27 protein-coding genes and 1 tRNA gene are annotated in these 21,399 nt (G+C 59.5%); 17 read left to right on the forward strand and 11 right to left on the reverse strand.

All coding sequences use genetic code 11. From position 1 onward, the window contains the following. Positions 1 to 233: 233 nt before the first annotated feature. From SIB56_RS00470 to SIB56_RS00485, 4 genes are read left to right on the forward strand one after another with little or no spacing between them, the layout of a single operon-like run. The gene (locus tag SIB56_RS00470; protein ID WP_413324606.1) at positions 234 to 647 is read left to right on the forward strand and encodes a hypothetical protein; all 414 of its coding nucleotides are present in this window, start codon (positions 234 to 236) and stop codon (positions 645 to 647) included. Then, a complete protein-coding gene (locus SIB56_RS00475; RefSeq protein ID WP_413324607.1) occupies positions 644 to 1,183 on the forward strand; it encodes a GspH/FimT family pseudopilin in 540 nt (179 codons plus the stop codon). Before SIB56_RS00470 ends, SIB56_RS00475 begins: the two co-directional genes overlap by 4 nt. Before the next feature lies 1 nt (position 1,184). After that, positions 1,185 to 1,787, forward strand: a complete 603-nt coding sequence (locus SIB56_RS00480) for a prepilin-type N-terminal cleavage/methylation domain-containing protein (RefSeq protein ID WP_413324608.1) — start codon at positions 1,185 to 1,187, stop codon at positions 1,785 to 1,787. A 48-nt stretch (positions 1,788 to 1,835) separates the two neighbouring features. Then, complete coding sequence (locus SIB56_RS00485) at positions 1,836 to 3,251, forward strand: sensor histidine kinase (protein ID WP_413324609.1); 1,416 nt, start codon at positions 1,836 to 1,838, stop codon at positions 3,249 to 3,251. On the opposite strand, the gene SIB56_RS00490 is transcribed toward SIB56_RS00485, so the two are convergent. Both SIB56_RS00490 and SIB56_RS00495 read right to left on the reverse strand, forming a co-directional pair. After that, on the reverse strand, positions 3,208 to 3,570 hold the full coding sequence (locus SIB56_RS00490) for a hypothetical protein (RefSeq protein WP_413324610.1): 363 nt from the start codon (positions 3,568 to 3,570) through the stop codon (positions 3,208 to 3,210). The two genes, SIB56_RS00485 and SIB56_RS00490, sit on opposite strands and share 44 nt — an antisense overlap. Next, positions 3,567 to 5,039 carry a sensor histidine kinase gene (locus SIB56_RS00495; RefSeq protein WP_413324611.1) on the reverse strand — a complete coding sequence of 491 codons (1,473 nt, stop codon included), beginning with the start codon at positions 5,037 to 5,039 and terminating at the stop codon, positions 3,567 to 3,569. Before SIB56_RS00495 ends, SIB56_RS00490 begins: the two co-directional genes overlap by 4 nt. Positions 5,040 to 5,104: 65 nt before the next feature. Here SIB56_RS00495 and SIB56_RS00500 point away from each other — a divergent pair, with 65 nt between their 5' ends. Both SIB56_RS00500 and SIB56_RS00505 read left to right on the forward strand, forming a co-directional pair. Then, the gene (locus SIB56_RS00500) at positions 5,105 to 5,923 is read left to right on the forward strand and encodes an ABC transporter permease (protein ID WP_413326991.1); all 819 of its coding nucleotides are present in this window, start codon (positions 5,105 to 5,107) and stop codon (positions 5,921 to 5,923) included. 20 nt (positions 5,924 to 5,943) lie between these two features. After that, complete coding sequence (locus tag SIB56_RS00505) at positions 5,944 to 6,204, forward strand: hypothetical protein (RefSeq protein ID WP_413326994.1); 261 nt, start codon at positions 5,944 to 5,946, stop codon at positions 6,202 to 6,204. A 13-nt stretch (positions 6,205 to 6,217) separates the two neighbouring features. On the opposite strand, the gene SIB56_RS00510 is transcribed toward SIB56_RS00505, so the two are convergent. Together SIB56_RS00510 and trmH are read right to left on the reverse strand one after the other, a co-directional pair. Next, on the reverse strand, positions 6,218 to 6,937 hold the full coding sequence (locus SIB56_RS00510) for a MauE/DoxX family redox-associated membrane protein (protein ID WP_413324612.1): 720 nt from the start codon (positions 6,935 to 6,937) through the stop codon (positions 6,218 to 6,220). A 59-nt stretch (positions 6,938 to 6,996) separates the two neighbouring features. Then, on the reverse strand, positions 6,997 to 7,686 hold the full coding sequence (gene trmH, locus SIB56_RS00515; protein ID WP_413324613.1) for a tRNA (guanosine(18)-2'-O)-methyltransferase TrmH: 690 nt from the start codon (positions 7,684 to 7,686) through the stop codon (positions 6,997 to 6,999). Positions 7,687 to 7,880: 194 nt separating this feature from the next. On the opposite strand from trmH, the gene SIB56_RS00520 reads away from it, so the two are divergent. Beyond that, complete coding sequence (locus SIB56_RS00520) at positions 7,881 to 8,192, forward strand: AIR synthase (RefSeq protein WP_413324614.1); 312 nt, start codon at positions 7,881 to 7,883, stop codon at positions 8,190 to 8,192. Between the two features lie 100 nt (positions 8,193 to 8,292). On the opposite strand, the gene SIB56_RS00525 is transcribed toward SIB56_RS00520, so the two are convergent. Together SIB56_RS00525 and SIB56_RS00530 are read right to left on the reverse strand one after the other, a co-directional pair. Further along, the gene (locus SIB56_RS00525) at positions 8,293 to 8,487 is read right to left on the reverse strand and encodes a hypothetical protein (RefSeq protein WP_413324615.1); all 195 of its coding nucleotides are present in this window, start codon (positions 8,485 to 8,487) and stop codon (positions 8,293 to 8,295) included. Between the two features lie 116 nt (positions 8,488 to 8,603). Further along, positions 8,604 to 9,110: a hypothetical protein gene (locus SIB56_RS00530; protein WP_413324616.1), complete on the reverse strand. Its 507-nt coding sequence runs from the start codon at positions 9,108 to 9,110 to the stop codon at positions 8,604 to 8,606. A gap of 20 nt (positions 9,111 to 9,130) precedes the next feature. Here SIB56_RS00530 and SIB56_RS00535 point away from each other — a divergent pair, with 20 nt between their 5' ends. Together SIB56_RS00535 and SIB56_RS00540 are read left to right on the forward strand one after the other, a co-directional pair. After that, complete coding sequence (locus tag SIB56_RS00535) at positions 9,131 to 9,595, forward strand: glycine zipper 2TM domain-containing protein (protein WP_413324617.1); 465 nt, start codon at positions 9,131 to 9,133, stop codon at positions 9,593 to 9,595. Then, a complete protein-coding gene (locus SIB56_RS00540) occupies positions 9,595 to 9,966 on the forward strand; it encodes an MGMT family protein (protein WP_413324618.1) in 372 nt (123 codons plus the stop codon). Before SIB56_RS00535 ends, SIB56_RS00540 begins: the two co-directional genes overlap by 1 nt. Here the strand turns inward: SIB56_RS00540 and SIB56_RS00545 are convergent. Beyond that, positions 9,945 to 10,724 carry a phycobilisome rod-core linker polypeptide gene (locus SIB56_RS00545; protein WP_413324619.1) on the reverse strand — a complete coding sequence of 260 codons (780 nt, stop codon included), beginning with the start codon at positions 10,722 to 10,724 and terminating at the stop codon, positions 9,945 to 9,947. The two genes, SIB56_RS00540 and SIB56_RS00545, sit on opposite strands and share 22 nt — an antisense overlap. A 263-nt stretch (positions 10,725 to 10,987) precedes the next feature. Between SIB56_RS00545 and SIB56_RS00550 the strand changes: the two genes are divergently transcribed. Beyond that, entirely contained in the window at positions 10,988 to 12,331 is a 1,344-nt protein-coding gene (locus SIB56_RS00550; RefSeq protein WP_413324620.1) for a 16S rRNA (cytosine(967)-C(5))-methyltransferase, read from the forward strand. Here the strand turns inward: SIB56_RS00550 and SIB56_RS00555 are convergent. The 3 genes from SIB56_RS00555 to SIB56_RS00565 are packed head-to-tail and all read right to left on the reverse strand — an operon-like array spanning position 12,309 to position 15,540. Beyond that, positions 12,309 to 14,330: a transglycosylase domain-containing protein gene (locus tag SIB56_RS00555; RefSeq protein ID WP_413324621.1), complete on the reverse strand. Its 2,022-nt coding sequence runs from the start codon at positions 14,328 to 14,330 to the stop codon at positions 12,309 to 12,311. The two genes, SIB56_RS00550 and SIB56_RS00555, sit on opposite strands and share 23 nt — an antisense overlap. Beyond that, a complete protein-coding gene (gene chlG, locus SIB56_RS00560; protein ID WP_413324622.1) occupies positions 14,327 to 15,280 on the reverse strand; it encodes a chlorophyll synthase ChlG in 954 nt (317 codons plus the stop codon). Before chlG ends, SIB56_RS00555 begins: the two co-directional genes overlap by 4 nt. An 11-nt stretch (positions 15,281 to 15,291) precedes the next feature. Next, complete coding sequence (locus tag SIB56_RS00565) at positions 15,292 to 15,540, reverse strand: DUF2862 domain-containing protein (protein WP_413326997.1); 249 nt, start codon at positions 15,538 to 15,540, stop codon at positions 15,292 to 15,294. A 77-nt stretch (positions 15,541 to 15,617) separates the two neighbouring features. Here SIB56_RS00565 and hisF point away from each other — a divergent pair, with 77 nt between their 5' ends. From hisF to SIB56_RS00600, 7 genes are all read left to right on the forward strand, one after another. Then, positions 15,618 to 16,397: an imidazole glycerol phosphate synthase subunit HisF gene (gene hisF, locus SIB56_RS00570; RefSeq protein WP_413324623.1), complete on the forward strand. Its 780-nt coding sequence runs from the start codon at positions 15,618 to 15,620 to the stop codon at positions 16,395 to 16,397. 60 nt (positions 16,398 to 16,457) lie between these two features. Further along, positions 16,458 to 16,703 carry a hypothetical protein gene (locus tag SIB56_RS00575; RefSeq protein ID WP_413324625.1) on the forward strand — a complete coding sequence of 82 codons (246 nt, stop codon included), beginning with the start codon at positions 16,458 to 16,460 and terminating at the stop codon, positions 16,701 to 16,703. Further along, positions 16,700 to 17,401, forward strand: a complete 702-nt coding sequence (ubiE, locus tag SIB56_RS00580; protein WP_413324627.1) for a bifunctional demethylmenaquinone methyltransferase/2-methoxy-6-polyprenyl-1,4-benzoquinol methylase UbiE — start codon at positions 16,700 to 16,702, stop codon at positions 17,399 to 17,401. Before SIB56_RS00575 ends, ubiE begins: the two co-directional genes overlap by 4 nt. Before the next feature lie 85 nt (positions 17,402 to 17,486). Beyond that, positions 17,487 to 17,834: a hypothetical protein gene (locus tag SIB56_RS00585; protein WP_413324629.1), complete on the forward strand. Its 348-nt coding sequence runs from the start codon at positions 17,487 to 17,489 to the stop codon at positions 17,832 to 17,834. 57 nt (positions 17,835 to 17,891) lie between these two features. Next, on the forward strand, positions 17,892 to 18,779 hold the full coding sequence (gene glyQ / locus SIB56_RS00590) for a glycine--tRNA ligase subunit alpha (RefSeq protein WP_413326998.1): 888 nt from the start codon (positions 17,892 to 17,894) through the stop codon (positions 18,777 to 18,779). Positions 18,780 to 18,818: 39 nt separating this feature from the next. Beyond that, positions 18,819 to 20,771 carry a ComEC/Rec2 family competence protein gene (locus tag SIB56_RS00595; RefSeq protein WP_413324630.1) on the forward strand — a complete coding sequence of 651 codons (1,953 nt, stop codon included), beginning with the start codon at positions 18,819 to 18,821 and terminating at the stop codon, positions 20,769 to 20,771. A 24-nt stretch (positions 20,772 to 20,795) separates the two neighbouring features. Further along, a tRNA-Ser gene (locus SIB56_RS00600) sits at positions 20,796 to 20,882 on the forward strand. Positions 20,883 to 21,124: 242 nt separating this feature from the next. Here the strand turns inward: SIB56_RS00600 and SIB56_RS00605 are convergent. After that, the gene (locus SIB56_RS00605; protein ID WP_413324632.1) at positions 21,125 to 21,382 is read right to left on the reverse strand and encodes a hypothetical protein; all 258 of its coding nucleotides are present in this window, start codon (positions 21,380 to 21,382) and stop codon (positions 21,125 to 21,127) included. Between the last annotated feature and the right edge of the window lie 17 nt (positions 21,383 to 21,399).

The raw sequence follows: 21,399 nt of genomic DNA on the forward strand, positions 1-21,399 counted from the left end.
CGGATCAACTGTCCAGGCTCAGATGCTGATGTGCTTCGCCAGGGCTTGGTTGGGAAGCAGGGTTGGCATCTTCAGCAATGGCAACCTCGATCAGATTTTGCCGAGCTTCGTTTGGGACTTCAGCGTAGTGGTTCCAATGCTTTGTTCAGAGTGCAGCTGGATTCAGCGGTCCCTCGAGTCCTAGCTATCAGTGACCCGCAGTTGCGGAGGCGTTTCACAACGGAGTCGTAGTGATGTGCTTTGCGGAAGTGCTGGTCTCTTCGCTGTTGTTGGCCAGCAGCAGTAGCGCGGCTCTTGGAGTGTGGAGCCAGTCAATAGAAACTTTGCAGCAGACCAACCGCGTGCAGCAGCAAGCCGATGAGTTGCAGCTGTTGCAATTGGCCAGTCATCGCTGGTTGATGCGCCATGGCGCTGAACACAAGCTGTTGATGTCTGGCTCTGATCGGTGTCGGCTGGATCCTGAGGCTGTTGCAGCAGCTTCTGATCAGGCTGTGCCCGCGCCCGTTGGCATCAAGCGGCAATGGAGCGTGGATTCCCAGCAGCTTGGCCTCTGGCAGGAGCTGTCTGTTTTGAATGGCGACGGTGAGGTGCTGTTGCAGCGGCGCCAGTTGGTCAGCCCTGCGGCCTATGGGCTGTGTAGCTCATGAAACGTTTCAGCGCAGGCTTCAGCCTCATGGAGCTGATGGTGACGGTTGCTGTTGTGGGGATCATCGCCTCGCTGAGCATGCCGAACAGTGCTGCTGAGCGTGATCGCTTGCAGCTGGATGCGGCTGCTCGGCGATTGCAGCTCGGTTTGGAACGCGCTCGTCTGGCGGCGAGGCGTTCTCAGCAGGCTTGCGGGATCACGCTTAACAGTGATGCCTGGTTGCAGTTCGAGCAGCAGTCTCTGCCAGGTGGGTTGGAGCCATGCTCAGGCATTGGCCTGGCGTTGCAGGAGGCCTTTGAGCAGGGTTCGCTTCAGCTGCACACCAACCTCCCCGATGTGATTCGGGTGACTGCTAACGGCTTGCTCCTCGATGGCGGCACCACCGTGCTCAGCCATGCGCGGCTGGATCGCAGCCTGTGCTTGGTGGTGAGTTTGCCCTTGGGTGTGAGCAGGGTTGGCATCTACCAGGGAAACCTTGCTCAGCAGGGCGCTGCTCCCCGCAGCACTCTCTGCCGACCCAGGGTTGAGGAGGGGTGAGGTGACACGAAGCCGATCGACAGCAGCAGGCTCTCCTGGATTCACGTTGTTGGAGCTGATGCTTTCCCTGAGCCTTGGCGCGCTGTTGTTTGCGCTGATGCTGCGCTTGATCGGCGCTGATCTCCAGCTGGGCAGGGCGATGGCCTTGCGCCTGAGTGAAAGCTCACGCCAGCGCCGCAGCCTGGAGCTGATCCGCGAGGAACTCGGCTCGGCCCATGGCTGGATGGTGGATCCGCCTGTCTCCAACCGTTGGCCTTGCCGCATGAACGGTCGACGTCCGGTGCTGGCCATCGCAACGCAGCAGGCTGATGCGCAGGCACGCGCTGATCGGGCGATTGTCTATTCCGTTGGCTCGGCTCCCGATGCGATCTGGCGCGGTGAGGTGTTGATGCGCTGTGGCCCTGCCTACAGCCTCGATGGCGTGCCTAATCTTCGGGGTGCCTTCCAGAATCGGGTTCTGCTGGATGCGCTTCCCAACGACATCGGTTCTGGATTCACAGCGCGTCCTCACCCGCAATGGCCTGTGCTGCAGCTGGAGGTCGAACAGCAGTTGCCGTCGAGTTCCGGTGCGCCGCGATCACTGCGCAGTCGATTGGCGGCCTGAAGGATCGAGCGCGCTGCTGATCAGCTCTGCAGCAGGAGAACGACAACTGTGAGTGCTGGTTCTGAACAGTCGTCGATGCGGCGACGCTTGCAGCGCTCCGGTTTGCTGGCGGTGTTGCTCGGCTATGGCCTGCTGTTGGTGGTGACTGTTCAGCTGTTCCAGCAGCAGCGCAACCAGAGGCAGCTGCTCACGATGCAGCGGGCTGACCAACTGCTGCGCAGCAATGTTGCCTTTGCTGGCCAGCCTCAACAGCTGCAACGCCTGCTCAACAGAGTCTCTGGCTCAACCCAGGTTCTGTGGGGTCGACCTGTGGGTCAGCATACCGCTCCATTGTTGCCAGAGATTTCTGCGCCTCTGCGCCAGCGGGCTGAGCAGCTGGTTGAAGGCCAGGCAAGCCCGCAGCTGTTTCGCGATCGCACCAGCAGCTACTTGATTTCCAGCAGGGTCATAGATCTCAACGGCATCGACCTGACGCTGTATCTCCTGGAGAACGTCTCCGAAGAGGTGGCGTTTCAGCGCCAGCTGAATGCACTGCTGTTGCTTGCCACTGCTCTTGCTGTTCTGGTGTCAGTGCTGCTCAACCGCTATGGCATTGCACAAGCGCTGCGTCCCCTGATCAGTTTTGAAAACACTCTGGACCCTTCCCGCCTAAATCCTCTGCAGCACCAGCGTTTTGATTCGGAACCACTGCCTCTGGAGTTGAAGCCTCTTGCGCATGCGTTCAATGCTTTGCGCGATCAACTCACGGAATCACGGGAGCGTCAGCAACAGTTCGCCAGCAACATGAGTCATGAGCTGCGCACGCCCATCACCCTCATCGGCGGCTACACCCGTCGTCTGCTGCGCCGAGGCGACAATCTCAGCAACGATCAGCGCGATCAGTTGCTGATCGTGCAAGACGAAACCCGCCGGCTGGCACAGGTGGTGAGCGATCTGGTGGCGATCAGCCGCGCTGAGATCGGTACTCAGCAACTTGCGCTTCAGCCCCTCTGCATCGCTGATCTGGTTCAGGAGTCGATCGCGTCGCTGGAGCAATCGATGCAGCAACGTGTTGTGGTCGCGGCTCCAGAAGGGATCGATCTGAACGCGATTCAGGTCTTCGCTGATCGTGAATCTGTGCAGCAGAGTCTTGGCCATCTGATCGACAACGCCTGCAAATACAGTCCCGCGGCATCAGCGGTGCAGATCAGCTTCAGCGTCGATGCAGAAAGGGTTGTCGTGCGTGTTCGTGACCACGGTGCGGGGATCCCAGAGCCTGAGCGTGAGACTGTGTTCGAGCGTTTCCGTCGCGGCAGCAACAGTGCCGGGATCCCAGGCAGTGGCATCGGCCTGGCTCTGGTTCGGATGCTTGTGGAACCGATGGGTGGGAGCGTGTCTGTGGACGATGCCGACGCAGAGGGAGCTGTTGTTGCGCTGACGCTCAGGAGAGGGGAGTCTCCTGAGCCGGATCCTCCTCCTCATTGAGCAGGTAAAAGCTCAGAACCGCCAGACAGGCGATCGCCAGAAACAGGTGATCGACCCAGCCGTAGCGCACACCCATGCCGACGGCGGCGATGTGGGTGTTGACCACGATCAGTACCAGCGAAAAGCTGGCCAGAAGCAGGGCTGGCAGCCGTTGAATCCGCCTTCGTTGCCGCCACATGCTCAGTAGAGGCGGCACCAGCACCACCGTTGACACGCCATGCAGCAGGCGCATGCTCAGATCGCTGTGCAGATGCGGTGTGATCGACGCCCAGAGATTGGCCGGCACCAGCAGTGAGATCAGGATCAGATAGGGAATCAAGTGGCTCGCCTCAGCTTGATGCGAAAGCAGCTGCCCATCCCGGGCTCACTGCTGACCTCGATGTTGCCATCCATGGCCTCTACGAGCAGCTTCACAACCGAGAGCCCCACGCCGCTGCCGCTCTGCCCCGTTGTGTTGGACCCACGATGGAAGCGATCGAACACGTAGGCCTGATCCTGCAACGGAATGCCGATCCCCCTGTCCTCCACTTCAATGATCAGGCCCGTGATGTTGGATTTCAGGCGCAGATGGATCGGCTGTTCAGGCGGCGAATACTTGTGCGCGTTTTCGATCAGGTTGAGCAAAACCTGCCGCAGCCTTGCTGGATCTCCAAGAATTTCTGTTGAGCTGTCCTCTGCAAGGTGCTCCAGGGTGATGTCACGTGCCAGGGCAGCTCCCTGAGCGCGAACAACTTCCTCCAGCAAAGGGCTCAGCTCTACCGGCTCCTGCTTCACCTGAAGTCGGCCGGAATCACTGCTTGAGAGGTCCAGAAGGTCATTGAGCAGTTTCTGCATACCGATGGTTTCCTGTTCAGCGTCCTGAAGGCGCTGCAACAGTTGCGCATCGAGTTCTGGTGCCTTGCGGATCACACGTCTGAGCGATCCCGAGACCAGCGTCAGGGGCGTTTGCAGTTCATGGCTCACAGCGCTCACGAACTGACGCTGTTGGCTCCATGACTGAGCCAATCTCTCGGTGAGGGAGTTGTAGGTGCGCGTGAGCCTCTGCAGTTCTTCAGGGCTCGCAGGCACTGGGAGCGACGCTGATTGCAGACCTTCAGCGGTGAGTTCGGAGCTGCGCGTGCTGAGCTCCTGCAAAGGTTTGGTGATCTTTCTCACCAACAGGCTGACCAGGAGCAGCGAAGCACCGAGAGATCCTCCCCAGATCAGAATCATCCAGGCCAGAAATTCACTCTGCGCAGAGCCCAGGCGTGAGATCTCAGTGCTGCTCCAGAGCGCATCACCCGACTCGAGACGACGACTCAGCATGGTGAGGTAGTCGCGTCCATCAAGAGAGATCAGATGCGGCTGACCAGGCTTCCTTAGGGGATTGGCCTCGACCGTTGCTTCTAGCAGACCATCTGGCATGGATAAGTGATCCTGCCTGGGGGTGAGGACCTGTCCGTCAGGCTTTTCCAGCCATAGTTTGGTTCGCCCGCTGGAGTGTTCCTGAAGTTCCTGCAGGATCACCGTCTCGTTGTCCTGGTGATGTCCATCTGCTCTCAGGCGCAGAGCGAGTGATTCAGATGCACTCTGAAGGCGATCCTCCCCCACACTCAGCCGGCTGCGTTCGCTCAGCCACAACCCCGTGCTGGTGGCGCCAGTGAAACCGAGCATCACAGCGGTGTAAGTCGCCAGTTGCAGCTGGCCAAGCATCGTCGCCATCAGGCGAGATCGCCAGTTGCTGGAACGGCTCATGAGCTCATCCTGCTGCTTGACGGGCACGCCGGCAAGAATGCGGTTGATCGACACCTCGCTGCTCTGTGAGTTTTGCCGCCTCGCCACTGGGCATTGCCCGTCCCAGCCTCTCGGCTCGCATGGCCCGCTGGGGCCTCGTGATCGTGGCGATCTATGGGCTGGTGGCTCTGCTCACACCCGTGATGCTGGCTGCAGGCCTGCTGCCGGATCCCAATGCCGGGCTGGACAATCCCATCTATGCGCCACCGTCCATGGCGCACTGGTGCGGCACCGATCGACTTGGCCGAGACGTTTGTGTGCGCACTCTGCAGGGCAGCGGTGTGGCCCTGCAGGTGGTACTCCTGGCTGTGACTTTTGCGCTGGTGATCGGTGTGCCCCTCGGCATGGTCAGCGGCTATCTGGGCGGAGCGGTGGATCGCGTGCTGGTGCTGCTGATGGACACGCTGTACACCCTGCCGGTGTTGTTGCTGTCGGTGGTGCTGGCGTTTCTGCTGGGCCGGGGTGTTCCCAATGCGGCTGCGGCGTTGTGCGTGGTTTACATCCCCCAGTACTTCAGGGTGGTGCGCAACCAGACGGCCCAGGTCAAGGCGGAGCTGTTTGTGGAGGCAGCGCGCACGCTGGGTGCCGGCCCTCTCTGGATCCTGCGCCGCTATCTGTTGCGCAACGTGATCACTTCCGTGCCAGTGCTGCTCACGCTCAACGCCGCCGATGCGGTGTTGGTGCTGGGTGGTCTTGGATTCCTCGGGCTGGGGCTTCCGGAAACGGTGCCCGAATGGGGCAGTGATCTCAATCTCGCCCTCGCAGCGGTGCCGACAGGTATTTGGTGGACGGCCCTTTATCCAGGCCTGGCGATGTTTGTGCTGGTGCTCGGCCTGTCGTTTCTGGGTGAGGGTCTCGAAGCCTGGGTGAGCAGCACTGGCCGTGACGCGTCAAAATGAGTTATCGGATTGATCAGGTCATGCCGTTCTGGGCCACGCTCGCGCTGCTCACACTGATGCTGACCCTGTGGGTTTCCGGACGCAGCAATCCCGATGATGTGATTGGTCTGCTTGAGCAGATGCTGGCGATCGCCCTTGGGTTGGTGGTGCTGTTCATTGGGCGCAGCCTTCCACTGGAAGTGTTGGCTCTTGTATTTGCTCTGCGGTTGCCGGCCGCCCGCCGTAATCATCCGGTGATGGAGCGCACCCAAGGCAGTAAAGACGTGTTGATGCCGTTCTGAATCTGAACCGGATTCAAAACACCAGTTGAAAGCTAACCACAAATCCCATCAGAGTGAGCATGGCGTATTCGCTGAAGCTGATGATGCCTAAGGGCGTTTTGGTGTTGCCCCCAACGCAGGCGCAATTCAGAGCCAGTTTGTCGATGTAGATCGCTTTGATCACCGACGCCATCCCTGGAACGCCAATCAACAGCGCTGCCCAGCCTGCAACAGGCAGCGGTGGATTGAACAGAAACCCGAGTCCGATCAGCAATTCCACGCCTGGATAAAGCCTTCCCCAGCCACGCCAGCGCTGCGTGGCCAGGTCGTACTTCACAAAACTGGCTGCGAAGGACTCCACGTCCATCAGCTTCAACATCGCCAGGGAGCAGATGGAGATCCCCATGAATTGCTGGATCAAATTGCCGCCCAGTACCAGCGCCATCAGCAGCGTGGACCCGAACACCGCGATCACTGGGGTGTAGGAGTACTCAGGGCGCTCCACATCAGCGCCGAGCCGAGCCGCCAGTTCGGTGTAACCACCGATGCGCTCGTCATCGCTGAAGATCTGTGGTGTGGTCTGAACCCCGTGCTGCTCTTTGAAGCTGTCCACCTCAGCCTGCGTGGTCAGCCGGTGATCCTCGAATGTGAGTCCCCGCTCTTGCAGCAGTGCGATTGCCTTGAGCCCCCAGGGACACTCGTGTTCCGGCATGGACATGCGATAGAGGCGCAGATTGCGCAAGTCCTGAGTCATCGTCGTCTCACCCCACTAACAGCTCTGCGCCGAACGTAGCGATGGTGGTTCCAGATGGATCAACAATGCAGCTTTGTGGTGCGCGGTAGATCTTCGAGAATTTCTCCATCGGGGCTTAGTGCTGGATAGCTGCGCTCCTGCTCACGACACCACTGCGCCACTTCGGGATAACACCACTCAAACAGCAGGTCGTCGTAACGCTCCGGAGGGATCCCTTCGCCGTTGTTCGGTGCCAGACCAGCTGCCTGCCGCTGTCTGAGTGCCTCGAACAGCAGCGTGGCTGTGGCCACTGACACGTTCAGCGACTGCACCATCCCCCGCATCGGAATGAAGATCGCCTGATCCATCAATGCGGTGGCCTCCTCGGTCAGCCCCCATTTCTCTGCGCCGAGAACGAAGGCGCTGGGGCCGGTGAAGTCGCATTCGCGGTAGTCACACGCATGCACGCCGAGGTTGGTGCCGTAAAGCCGGAAGCCCCGCTCCCTGAGCTGGCGCGCGGCGCTGCCGATGTCGGCATGGTCATGCAGCGGCACCCACCGCTGGCTTCCCTGGGCGGTGCTGTTGAAGGTGCGGGGTCTGCCGCTGAAGCTGACCGCATGCGCTTCCAGAACCCCCACTGCGTCGCAGCTGCGCAGGATCGCGGAGAGGTTGTGGGGCTTCTCCACATGCTCCACCAGAACCGTCAGGTCAGACATCCGGCAGTCCAGAACCTGCTTCAGACGCTCAAATCTGCGGGGAAGGATCGGCATCGCTGAGATCGCTGCAGGTGCGACAACCTGCGGGCAGCCATGGGGGCATTGCTCAGATTTACATGCGAACCGCAAGCGGCATCCTGAATGGAGAGCAATGCATCTGCTACAAAAGCCTCTGTCATGAGCGCTCGTTGAAGCTGTCTTCAGCTGGTTGCTCTAATCCAACCAATGGATTTCAGATGGGAACGATCTTGACGTCCACTGCGGCTTTGGAGCTGATGCGACAGTCCGCTGTGGCGGGAATCCCAGGTGAAATGCATGCTGAGCTCGTCTCCGGCGGCTGCTCTGACTACGCGATTGTGTTCAAGGCCGGTCGTAACTCCGGTGAACCGATCTCCAGAGAATCGGGAGTGACGCTTTACTCCAGTGCTGAACAGGTCAAGCTGTTTTCCGGGATCGTGATTGACTACCAGGAATCACTTTCTGGGGGCGGATTCTTTCTTTCCGGAAAGCTGATCGATGTTTCATCCTGTGGAAACTGCTTTTCCTTCAGGGATGTTTGATCTGTTCGGTTGTGATGGAGTTGGTCGCGCGTTGCTTGTCGTTCAATGGGCTTGATTGATACCTGTATTCTGTAATTTATGAGAATCCAATGATCAGGATTTAACCACAGCAACTCCTCTGCTGGAGCGGTGTGACTGTCACCCCGCTGATCACCTGAGGGTCCATGATCACACGCACCTGGATGCCACCGTTGGGATCATCGGCAAGCTCGATGCCCAGACCAAGAAGTTCAGTACCAGCCTCGTTTTTATAGTTAATCAGTTCCAGTTTCTGGATATTGCTGGGCTCCGACATTCTCGATTTTTGGGGGTTTCTGTGCATTATGCCTGCCTGTGATGCCGCAAAGAGATTCCGGCATGATCTGCTGCTGAGAAACTGGCTTTTCTGGAAAAATTTTCCCGATTGTGTGATCAATGTTGTTCATCGGTGCTGCGGAGGCTCCTGGCCGCGCAGGCGTAGCGCTGCCTGAAGCTGTCAATCGCTGCCTGTTGTCCTGATTGAGCGGCGCGGTTCTTAATGATCCGCCAGACAGGCTTGTCCAGCAGATACGACTCCAGCTGTCGATCTGCTTCTGAATCCGTGCCGATGGGTGGTAGTCGTTCTCCAAGCACAACGCGCTCCACCAGATTCCAGTCCTGTGGAATGTCTTCGCGATTCAACACCCTCAGGGCTTCAAGCCTGCAGGGCTCGAATGCCTCGTCACTTTTATCTGTGTCAACGCTCCTCTGGCGCAGCCAGAGTTCGCTGTCGTGATTGCGAACCTGCAGGTAGCGCAGGTCAGTCGCTTTGAGTCCGTAGGTGGCCATCAGCTGGAAGGCGAATCCATAGCGGCGCCCCATGGTTGTGTCGGGAAGGGCTGCAAGCAGCTGCAGAATTTCCGAGTCCTGCAGCGCATAAATGCTCGGTTCGCGTTGCATGCTCAATGGGATCAGGCTTGATGGCCCTTGTTGGATGGTTTTTTCAGAACGGGTGTGGAACGAACGAGCCCAGTCATATCCAGATGCAGGGTCTGCCCAGTTCAGTCATGTTTTGCCGGCGGCATCTCAACACGATGGGTCTGATCAACAGTGACGTCATCATGAAGCGATTTGTTCCTGTAAGCCTCTCAGCGGCGCTGAGCCTTGCTGCCCTGCTGCCTTTGACGGCAACACCGCTACTGGCCCACGACGATGACCGCTATGACAACCGTGAGTATCTGTATTCCCCAGAGATTTCCGCCCAGCAGGCTGCATGGGGCCAGCAGAATTCAGACACCAACAGTTGTGTTGAGGGCAGTGTGATTGGAGGTTTGCTTGGAGCCGGTCTCGGCGCTGCGCTGTCCAGGGGCAATGGCCGCTGGATCGGCATGCCTCTGGGAGGTGCCGCTGGTGCTCTGATTGGTTGCCAGATCGACGGGGGCTGATGACTGCACCTCAGCGCAGCTCGTTTGATCAGCGCGTGAGGGTTGTGGTTGCCTTGATTCCGCAAGGTCGCCTCGCAACCTATGGCCAGGTTGCCGACTGGATTGGTGCCTATGGCTGTGCCCGTCAGGTGGGTTGGGCTCTGCGCCGGCTGCAGCTGCCTTCAAGCATCCCCTGGCAGCGTGTGGTCAATGCCCGGGGGTGCATCTCCATGAGCCCCAGTCGTGAAGGATCCGACTGGATGCAGCGTGAACTGCTGATTGCAGAGGGGATTCCGGTGGATCTCAACGGACAACTGCCCCTCAAGCGCTTTCTTTGGTCACCCGATGAGAAGCAGGTCTCTCTGATCAGTCAGCTGCTCAAAGCGCTGTAAGCCACGGTCACCACCAGTCGGCTGACCTCAATCACTCCAGCCACCACGAACACCGTCGCGAATCTGGTGGCCCATTTCGGTGGCTGATTACCTCTCCAGCTGCTGGAGACACGCATCCACTGCACTTCAGCGGACGTGGGGAGAGCGATCCTGCCGGCGCGTCCTGAAGCGAGTTGACTGCCCAGCCTGGAGCCGGTGCCGATTGCTTTGTCACTGAAGGCATAGCCAAGCGAAACGGCGGCGGTTCGATTGAAGGCCGATTGAGCCGATCCCGGCTGGGATTGCCAGGAACGCATGAAGGGGACCCCATGATCTCCGAAGGCCTTGTTGTATTCCTCGGAATCAATCAGGGAATCCACAAGTGCATCGTGCCCTTGTGAAGCCTGAATCTGAATGGATGCGGAGACTTCACCTTGGTCGTGGGGCGGCCTGCCTAGCAGGTGTTTGAAATCCAGTTCAATTGTTCTCTGGGGAGAGCAGCAACTGTAGAAATTTTTGCGATAGAAATCTGACTTGGCGAGGCCGCGGATGAACTCACGGATTGTCAGCCGGCCGTCGCGCAATTCGGCCTCCAGAGACACGGAGCGCTCGTGGTCCATCACATGACCATTGCCATAGACATGTCTGTAGGCAGCGTCGATTGCGCTTTCAATCTCTGCTGACTCGGCTGCACCTTTGTGGCCAGCCCGGAGAGTGATGGGCTGCTCTGTTTCACGCTCTCCGCCGAATTGTGTCGCGATCGAGGTGGATGACAGCATGGCAAATTTTGAACGTGACTCTGGTATCAAAGAGAGTCGCGCTGCGAATTAAGATGGAAATAATTAGATCTTTAATGTTCGCAAATAATCTCTATATTGCTTGAAATTTGTATACAAATTAGATTAAATTCTGTGTCTTAATTTTTGCGAATCATTGGCGGGTCGGTTGTCCTGATTGGCTCTCTTTGACGCTTGGCCTTCGCTTCGTCTCAGCCACCTTCGGAGCAGCGCTGGCCGATGATTGAATTCAGCGTTCCCCGTGTATGGCTGAACCTGCTGCGCCCTCGTCCCGGGATGGTCTGCTCTCCCGTCGCGTCGCCTGGGACGTGCTTGAGGCAGTCGCCGCTGGGGCTTACGCGGATGTGGCTCTGGATCGGGCTCTGCGCCGCCGGTCTCTGGCAGCGATTGATCGCGGCTTTGTCACGGAGCTCTCCTATGGGGCCATCCGCTGGCGTCAGTGGCTTGATGGCTGGCTGGATCGCCTCGGCAAGGTTCCAGCCCGAAAGCAACCGCCGCGTTTGCGCTGGCTTCTGCATATCGGTCTTTATCAGCTGCTGCAGATGCAGCGCGTTCCCGCTTCAGCTGCAGTGAACACCACTGTTGAGCTGGCTAAGCAGGGGAAGCTGGCGCGCCTGGCGCCGGTGGTGAATGGCCTGTTGCGCTCAGCCCTGCGAGCCCATGAGGCGGGTGAGCAGTTGACGCTGCCCAAGGAGCCTGCTGCTGCACTGGCTCAGCAGCATTCGCTGCCCCTGTGGCTCAGTCGCGAGTTGCTTGGCTGGTGTGGTCAGGACAAGGCTGAGAGTGTTGCCAGAGCCTTCAATCAGGTGCCGCCCCTTGACCTGCGCGTCAATCGCCTGCGCTCGTCTTCGGATCTGGTGGCAGCACTGCTTGCTGATCACGGTATCGCCACGACACCGATCTCAGGCTGTCCGGAGGGGCTTCAGGTGCTTGAGCCGGCAGGTGATCTGCGGCAGTGGCCCGGTTTCAACGAAGGGTATTGGTGCGTCCAGGATCGTGCGGCTCAGTGGGTTGCGCCGCTGCTGGATCCACGTCCTGGCCAGAGGGTGTTGGATGCCTGCGCTGCCCCAGGTGGCAAAGCCACCCATCTGGCTGAACTGATGGGTGATGTGGGAGAGGTCTGGGCAGTGGACCGCTCACCCGGTCGACTGCAGCGTGTGGCTGCCAATGCAGCGCGGCTTGGTTGCGGCAGCATCCAGGCTCTGGCTGCTGATGCCTCGCTGCTTGGCCAGGAGCGACCTGAGTGGAACGGCCGCTTTGACCGGATCCTGATTGATGCGCCCTGCTCGGGCCTGGGAACGCTGGCGCGCCATCCCGATGCCCGTTGGCGAGTCACGCAACAGAAGGTGGCTGAATTGCTGAAGCTGCAGATCGGTCTGCTGGAAGGGCTGCGATCGCTGCTCGCTCCAGGTGGATGCCTGGTGTATGCAACGTGCACGATTCACCCTTCTGAGAACACGAAACAGATTCAGGGTTGGCTGCAGTCCCACCCTGAGCTCAAGCTCCATTCAGAACAGCAGCGTTGGCCTGATCCCACCGGCGGAGACGGGTTCTACGCCGCAGTGATCACTGCACCGGAAGCGGTCTGAAGTTCTCATCAACCGGTGGGCCATCATCCGGTGCGATGTAGCGCCTTGGCGGGGTGGCTGGTGTTAGATCAGTCGGTTCCTCTCCGCTGATGAAGGGTTCTTCTGTAGGTTGCCCTGCATCGCCAGTGAATGGGACGTTGCCAGCAGATGAGCGGCGTTTGTTTCCGGGGCCTTTGAACGGACGGTTGAGGACCGGTTTCGGCGGGAAGTTCTCAACGTTGTAGGTGTCTTTGACCTTCTGCATGAAGCGGCTCCAGGCCCAGGCAGCTTCGCTGCTGCTGCTGTTGGTTTCAGCGTTGTTGTCGTAGCCGAACCACACCGCCGTTGTGAGCTGTGGAATGGATCCGATGAACCAGAGGTCCCTGGCTCCTTCGGACGTGCCTGTTTTCCCCGCCACCGGTCGATCATCAAGTCTGGCAGCAGCGCCCGTTCCTCCGGTCACCACCCGCTGCAGCATCCAGTTCATGGCATCAGCCACCTCGCTGTCGAGAGCCCGGCGCCCTTTGTCACCGTCGACGCGCCTGCTCCAGAGAATGGTGTCTTCCGGGCCGCGGATCTCCTCAAAGGCCATTGGTTTCACGTAGACGCCGCGATTGGCGACTGCGGCATAGGCCGCGGTCATGTCGAGCACGGTCTGCTCGTAGGCCCCAATCGCCATCGGGTAGTACTTGCCGAGTGGTCGTTGGTTGCCGATCCCCAGCTGATTGGCCGTGGTGATGATGGCGTCGAAACCGATTTTGTCCTGCAGCTGAACAGCCACCGTGTTCAGCGAGTTCTTGAGGGCTTCGGCAAGGGAGATCGGCCCGAAATATTTGTTGCCGAAGTTCTTCGGGCAATAGCCTGACCAGCAGCGTGGAGCATCCACAAACACGTCTTCCGGTTTGACGCCGGAGTTGATGGCAGCGGCGTAGGGGAAGAGTTTGAAGGTGGATCCAGGCGAGCGCAGTGCCTGTGTTGCACGGTTGAACTGGCTGCTGCTGAAGCTTTTGCCGCCAACCATCACCCTCACCAGGCCGGTGCCAGGCTCCATCGAGACGATGGCGCCTTCGGTGTTGTAAGGAGCAAACTTGCGCACCACCTGCTGCGCCTGTTTCTGCCAGTCGAGGTTGAGACTGGTGCGGATTTTCAGCCCCCCTACCTCAAGTTGTTCCGGTGTGAGCAACTGCGGAAGCTGCTGGGCCACCCAGCTTGTGAAGAAGGGAGCTGCGCTGTTGAAGTATTTGGGAATTGCCGGTTTCAGCTTCAGGGGACTGTTGCGCGCCTGTTCGGCCTCGCTGGCGGTGATGAAGCCCGCCTGTTGCATGCGATTGAGAACGATGCCTCGTCTGTTCAGGGCCAGTTCGGGATTCACCAGTGGTGAATACACAGACGGTGCTGGCGGCAGGCCGGCGAGCAGGGCTGCTTCCTCCAGATTGAGTTGATCCGGTGTCTTGGAGAAATACACCCAGGCGGCATCGGCCAGCCCGTAGGCGCTCGAGCCGAGATACACGTAATTCAGATATTGCTCGAGGATCTGCTCCTTGCTGAGCTGGCGCTCGAGCTTGTAAGCCAGTGCGGCTTCTCTGAGCTTGCGCGTGATCGTGCGGTCCTGGCTGAGAAACACCGTGCGTGCCAGCTGCTGGGTGATCGTGCTGGCGCCTTCCTTCACAGCTCCCTGACGTACATTGCGCACCAGTGCACGGCCGATGCCCCAGAGATCAACACCGTTGTGGTTGTAAAAGCGTCGGTCTTCCGCCGCAATGAAGGCCTGCTTCACCAGCAGGGGCATTTCGCCTGGCTCGATCTTTTCGCGGGTTGCCGGTCCAAGTTTCTGGATCACGGCCCCATCGCTGGCCAGCAGTGTGATCGTGCCAGGCCTGTTGAAACGGCTGATGCCCCGTGCATCGGGCAACGTTGCATCAAATGCCCGCACAATTGCGGACTGGGCAAGAGCCACACCACTGCCGATCACGACGGCGGAACCACCGATCAGGATCCAGTGACGACGGGTGCGGATCACATGCCTTGGGTCAGAGGGCTGTGGCCAATCGCCAGTGCGGTGACGAGCATGCCGAGCACCAGAAACGGCTGCGCGCTCGCTTGATACTTCACGTCATAGGCCACAGGGTCGCGCAGCAGCCAGATGTCCTGGAAGGTGACCTGGGGCACGATCAGCAACACGAGAAGAACAGCTGCGAAATGTTGCCCGATCGCAATTAGCACCGCAACCATCAGAAGCTGAAACAGGTCGATCATTCCAGCGCTGATCCAGCTTGCGGGGCCGATTCCGAATGCGACCGGAAGTGACTGAAGCCCCAGGGCACGATCACCTTCAACGCTTTTGAAATCATTGACCACAGCGATCCCCAGACCCGCCAGGCTGTAGGCCAGGGTGAGCAGAGCCGTTGCCCAGGTGAGCTCGCCGAAGAGTGCCTGGCCCGCCCACCAGGGAAGGGCGATGTAACTGGCGCCGAGTGCGTAGTTGCCCAGCCAGCCGTTCTGTTTGAGCTTGAGCGGAGGAGCCGAGTAGATGTAACTGACGAAGGATCCGCCTGCGGCGATCAGGAAAACCACGGGCGTGTCGTGCTGGGCCCACTGGTCCAGCGCCCATGCCACCGCCAGCCCGCTGAGCAGCAGCAACCAGATCTGCAGCCTGACCTGCCCGAGTGTGATGGCACCTGAGGGGATCGGCCGGTAGGGCTCGTTGATCGCGTCGATCTCGCGGTCGTAATAGTCGTTGATGGTCTGGGTGTAACCCGCAAGCAGAGGACCGCTCAACACCATGCAGGCGATGGCGGCGAGCACGTGATCAAGCCGCCACTCGTATTGACCACTGGCCGCGGCGCCACAGATCACTCCCCAGATCAGGGGAATCCAGGTGACCGGCTTCATCAGCTGCAGCCGCAGCTTCCAGATGTTTGTGGTGCCACTGGCACCCTTCATGCCGAGCAGCTGACGGGCGTCACTCACGGAATCAGGCCTCAGGCTGCAACGATTTCATCTTCGAAGAACCAGGAGCTGGAACCGTCACTCAGCTCCACAACAACTCCAATTCCTTTGCCGTCGACGGTGCGGAATTCGGTCACTGTGCCGGATGCATCGCTTTTCAGCAGGTCAACCATGTCCTGAGGAATGCGATCACGAACCCGGGTCACCCGAACTTTGCTTCCTACCTCAATCGACTCGAGTTTCGGTGTTGGAAGTGGTTCCGAGCCGGTTAATCGTTTGATCAGATTGAGAACATTTCCCAGCATGACCTGCGAGGCTTGGAAAGAGATTGCACCCTAACAGCCATGTATCGAATGCCATGGTCGCCCTGCGTCTGATCCCCTGCCTTGATGTCGCCAAGGGGCGCGTTGTGAAGGGTGTGAATTTCGTGGGACTTCGCGATGCGGGAGATCCTGTCGAACTAGCCTGCCGTTACAGCCAGGCTGGCGCTGATGAGCTTGTGTTTCTCGATATCGCTGCCAGCCATGAGGGCAGGGCCACCCTGGTTGACATGGTGCGCAGAACATCGGACCAGGTCACCATTCCGTTCACCGTTGGGGGTGGTATCGCCTCCTTGGAGGGCATCACTGAGCTGTTGCGGGCGGGAGCTGACAAGGTCAGCCTCAACTCCTCGGCGGTGAGGAGGCCGGAACTGGTGAGCGAGGGTGCGGAACGCTTTGGCTGTCAGTGCATCGTGGTGGCGATTGATGCGCGCCGCCGGGAGTCCGGGGGCTGGGATGTTTATGTGAAGGGCGGACGTGAGAACACCGGCCTTGATGTGATCTCCTGGGCCCGACGTGTGGCTGAGCTGGGAGCCGGCGAAATCCTGCTCACGTCCATGGATGGCGATGGCACTCAGGCGGGCTATGACCTCCAGCTCACTCGTGCTGTAGCTCAGGCCGTGCCCGTACCCGTGATCGCCTCAGGCGGCGCCGGTTGTCTGGATCACATCGCTGAGGCTCTCGACCACGGTCCCGAGGGAGGACAGGCCTCGGCCGCGTTGTTGGCCTCTCTGCTGCATGACGGGGTTCTCACTGTGGAGGCCATCAAGGCCGATCTGCTCAGCCGTGGCCTGATGATTCGACCTCTGGAGGCTTGACTTTTCATTATTGTGTGAAGAACTGTTCCGCAGGCTCGCAGTTCTTCAGTGCACCTCCAGTTGTCCACGACTCAGGCATTAACGCTGTCTTCCGTTCAGCCGTTGATTCCATCGAACTGGGTGCTTCCACTGGGAATCGCACTGGTGTTTGTGGTGATCGCCCTTGTGGCTTGGGCTTTGCAGCTGATGCAGTCCGCCATGGACCAGGGAGAATTTTCGTTGATGCTGGCTGGCTGCATGGTGTGTTCGGCCGCAGTTGGCATCGCCACGGTCATGGTGATGACGCTCGGTGATCTGCCGCTTTGAAGCCCGGTGATGCAGACGCTGTCGAACAGCTGTTCAACGACGCTGCACCCAGTTACGACAGGCTGAATGACTGGCTCAGCTTCGGCCTTCATCGTCAGTGGAAACGTCAGCTGGTGTTGACGCTTTCGCCTCAGTCCGGTGAGCAATGGCTGGATCTCTGTTGCGGAACGGGTGACCTTGCCTTGGTCCTGGCTCGCCATTTGCGTCCAGGCGGAAACGTGATTGGTGTTGATGCAGCCGCTGCGCCTCTGGCCATTGCTGCCAGGCGCTCATCCAAACGGCCGTGGTTGCCGGTGCAGTGGCGACAAGGCGATGCTCTGAATCTTCAAATGCCGGATGGTTGTGCCGATGGGGCCGTGATGGCCTACGGCCTGCGCAATCTTGCTGATCCTGCAGCCGGTCTCAGGGAGCTTCGGCGGGTGTTGCGTGATGGTGGCCGAGCCGGTCTGCTGGATTTCAATCGGTTGCCTGCCGGCAGTGCTGCAGCTGTGTTTCAACTCACTTATCTGCGCAGGATGGTGGTTCCTGTTGCCGCTCGGGCCGGGCTTGCTGATCACTACGCCTATCTCGAAGAGAGCCTCAAGCGTTTTCCCGACGGGCCTGCGCAGCAGCAGCTGGCCCTCGACGCAGGCTTCCGTGAGGCTCGTCATCAACCCCTTGCCGGTGGCCTGATGGGCCTGCTCACGGTTCAATGTTGAATTTTCAATCCCCTGCCGCGCCTCGCTTGCGACAGGCGAGATCGATGAACTATGAAGGAATGATTAAGAAGCAGGGGAGTAACGCATGGCCTTTCCGTTGCCGTCTCTGCTGCCCTCCATTGAGGATCTGCTGGATGAGGTCCAGTGGCTGGACGGGATGATCCTGGTCACCGACTCCCAGAAGGCCACCTTCGTTTCGTTCTCGCAGGTTGATCCCGTGCTCCGTCGCCTGCGTTCCCGCCCCAGAGGTGCTGAGGTGGCCGAAAAGCTCTGCATGTCGCTGCTGGAGACCCATGGCAAAGGGGCCAGCAAGCCTGTTCTGGTTTTTCAGGGAGATGGCAGTTTCTGGCTGGGCACCATGGGTCCGGGGCGCAGTCATCCCCATCGTCATCATGCGATCGCCCATCTGCATCGCTGCTTGTCTCTGAGCTGAGTTCCCGAGCGGGAGGGCTCTGACGAGAGAATGCTGCGCATCGGCTCCAGCGCACGGATGCACTTTCAGGACATCATCAGCACGCTCAACCGCTTCTGGTCGGAGCAGGGGTGTCTGCTGTTGCAGCCCTACGACACCGAAAAAGGTGCTGGAACCATGAGTCCGCACACCGTGCTGAGAGCGATCGGACCGGAGCCCTGGGCTGTGGCCTATCCCGAACCCTGTCGCCGCCCCACCGATGGTCGCTACGGCGACAATCCCAACCGTGCCCAGCACTATTTCCAGTACCAGGTGCTGATCAAGCCATCACCGGATGGCATCCAGGAGACCTATCTCGCCTCCCTGGAAGCGATGGGGATCCGTGCCGCTGATCACGACATCCGCTTTGTGGAAGACAACTGGGAATCCCCGACTCTTGGTGCCTGGGGTGTGGGCTGGGAGGTCTGGCTGGATGGCATGGAGGTGACTCAGTTCACCTATTTCCAGCAGTGCGGGGGGATCGACTGCAAGCCGGTGTCGATTGAGATCACCTACGGGCTTGAACGGCTGGCGATGTATCTGCAGGACGTGGAGAGCATCTGGGAGCTGAGCTGGAATGACGACCGCAGCTATGGCGATATCTGGCTCCCCTTTGAAAAAGGGCAGTGCCATTTCAACTTCGAGGCCTCCAACCCTGAACGCCTCAAGCAGTTGTTCGCGATCTATGAGGCGGAAGCGGCGGACCTGATCGACAACAACCTGCCTGCACCGGCGTTGGACTTTGTTCTCAAGTGCAGCCACACTTTCAATCTGCTCGAGGCCCGGGGCGTGATCTCGGTGACCGAGCGCACGGCCACCATCGGCCGCATTCGCAACCTGGCCAGAAAGGTTGCTGAAGCCTGGCTCGCAGAACGTGAAGCGCTTGGTTTCCCGCTGCTTGAGCAAACCGCCGCGGAAGCGGCCTGAGCAGGGGGGGAACCCTGGTAACAGCTCCGGTTGTGCTGAATGAAGCCGGTCTTCGCGGCTGGACTGCTGCTGCTGCTCGCCTGCATCGGCGCAGCCTGCGTTCGCAATGCAATGCAATGGCTGAGCCTCCTGACTCTGCTGGTTTCTGGATTCACTCTCTGGGGGCGAGCGCTGGGCTGGCCGCGAAAGGCCATGGCTGCTTTCGCTCTGATGCTTTGCCTGGTCAGCATTCGCTGCGGGACAGGAGCCATCCTGCAGCCTCAAAGAGATGATCCCAGCCTGCTGTTTTCTGGCAACGACAGGGTTGTCGGCGTCCATCTGGTGGGGCGAGTTCATGCAGATGCTGCTGTGCGGAACGGTCGCTGCCGAACCCTGCTGGAGGTCAGCCGTCTCAACGGCCGGATCAGACGGGGACGCACGCAGCTGAGCCTCGATCCCTGCAATGCCCCCTTGCTGGCAGGTTCCTGGATCGAGGCTGAGGGTGAGCTGCGGCGCCCACAGCCTTCGCCACATCCACTGCTGCCTGCCGTTGATGAGCGACTGGCTCGTAGCGGCAGCTGGAGTTGCCTGCGCACCGATGCCATCCGCGTGTTGCGGCGCGACTGGACACCGCTTGCAGATTCACGTCGAACCATTGCTCAGCGTTTCGTCAACACAGCGGGACCGCAGGAAGGTGGCTTACTGGCAGCTCTTGTTCTTGGTGGTGGTCAGGTCGCTCTGCCGCAAAACCTGCGTGATGGATTTCGGGTGGCCGGTCTCTCCCATGCCCTTGCCGCCTCAGGATTTCACCTTTCCGTGCTGCTGGGTAGCGCACTGGCCTGCACAAGATCGTTCGCTATGCCCTGGAGGATTGCTTCCGGGAGTGGCTCAATGGCGCTGTTTCTTGCTCTGGCAGGAGCGCAGGCTTCGGTGGTGCGTGCGGTGCTGATGGGTGCTGCAGCCCTGGTGATCGGAGAAAGCGGACATCGCAGTCGGCAGCTGGGTGTGCTCCTGGTCACTCTGGTGGTCATGCTTCTGGCTCACCCGGCCTGGGGACGTTCCATCGGCTTTCAGCTGAGTGCAGCGGCAACGGCTGGCCTGCTGATCTCAGCCGCTCCCCTGGAGCAGCGACTTGTGCAGTGCCTGCCTCAGCCGTTGGATCGGCTGGCGCCAGCACTTGCGATTGCTCTTGCCGCTTTGTTCTGGACCCTGCCACTGCAACTGCTGCATTTCGGTGCAGCCCCGCTTTACGCGGTGCTTAGCAACCTGCTTGCTGCTCCATTGCTGGCTCCACTCACCCTCGTCGCCATGGCACTGGCTGTGATTGTTCTGCTGCTGCCGGCGCCATTGAGCGCCGCTGTTCTGCCCTGGTTGAGCTGGCCTGCGCAGAAGCTGAGTTGGTTGCTGATCAGCTTGGTGCATTGGATCAGTCAGTGGCCGTGGGCTCAGTTGTTGACCGGGCCGGTGCATCCATTGCTTGTGATGTTGTTGTCACTGGGATTGCTGCCTTGGCTCCTGCCCGGTTCAACACGTCTGCGTTGCCGTTCAATGCTGCTGCTGTTGTTGGTGGTCTGCTCGCAGATTGGGTTTCAGCTTCGGGATGACCTGGTTCGCGTGGAGCAGTGGGGACGCCAGTGGTTGGTGCTGCGTCATCGAGGCCGGGCGGCCATGGTGAGCAGCCACGGTGATGCCCTCAGTTGTCGTATTGCAAAACGTCTGAGTCAGGGGCTGGGCCATCGGCATCTGGATTGGATTGCGGTTCTTGATCCGGTGGGAATTGAGCAGCAAACCTGCTGGACCGCGCTGGCGCACACGCTCCAAGCAGAACAAAGTGGACGATCCTCTCTATCGCCCGGTCAGCGTCTCCAGAGCGATGGCCTGAGTCTCGGCGTCGTGGATCACCAGGGTCGCCTGTTGGATGTCCGTTTCGGGGCCAGGGTCAAACGCCTGCGCCGCAAAGATCTAAGCCCCATAGAGACTGACCACTTGGGTGTCGATGAGGCTGCCTACTAAGGTTGTGACGCGCTTTGCGCGCAGGGAGAGGTGGCAGAGTCCGGTTGAATGCGCACGACTCGAAATCGTGTAGGGGTAACACCCTCGTGGGTTCGAATCCCACCCTCTCCGCTTTTAATCCAACCGGAAATTTTCGATTTTCGCGCGCAGCCACCGAAGATTTGTTTCGAGGCTGTTCGCTTCGAAAGTTGCGTTATTGGTGCTGTTGATCTGATTTGTTTGGAGGTTTTTCAGGGATTCCTGCTGGGAGGCTTGCCAGGCACATCAAGAGCGTCGATCTCCTGTTCGCCAGACCTTTGCATGGTTCACCACTGAATGAGCAGGCTTGAGTGGATTGCTGCTTGATCTTGGCTTTACGAGTGAAACAGGAGCACAAGGCCATCGCTGACCTGATGAAACTCTCTTTCCTCTCTGCTCAGGTCAAGTCCAACTTCCAGCCCTTCGGTGACGGCCTGATCAAAAGGCGGTGTGCTTGGCGCTTCATCTCCTTGCCAAAGTGCGGCGATTCCAACAGCTGTGGCATGCCAATGGAAGTGAGGGGTTTCTCCAATCGAAGCGTCCTGGAGAGCCTCTTCGAGGAGGCCGCTGAGAGCAGTGCTTGAGGATGCCATGCCACAAGCTTCGGGAC

Source organism: Synechococcus sp. MIT S9503 (assembly GCF_047304175.1).
In the GTDB taxonomy this organism is placed as follows: domain Bacteria; phylum Cyanobacteriota; class Cyanobacteriia; order PCC-6307; family Cyanobiaceae; genus Synechococcus_C.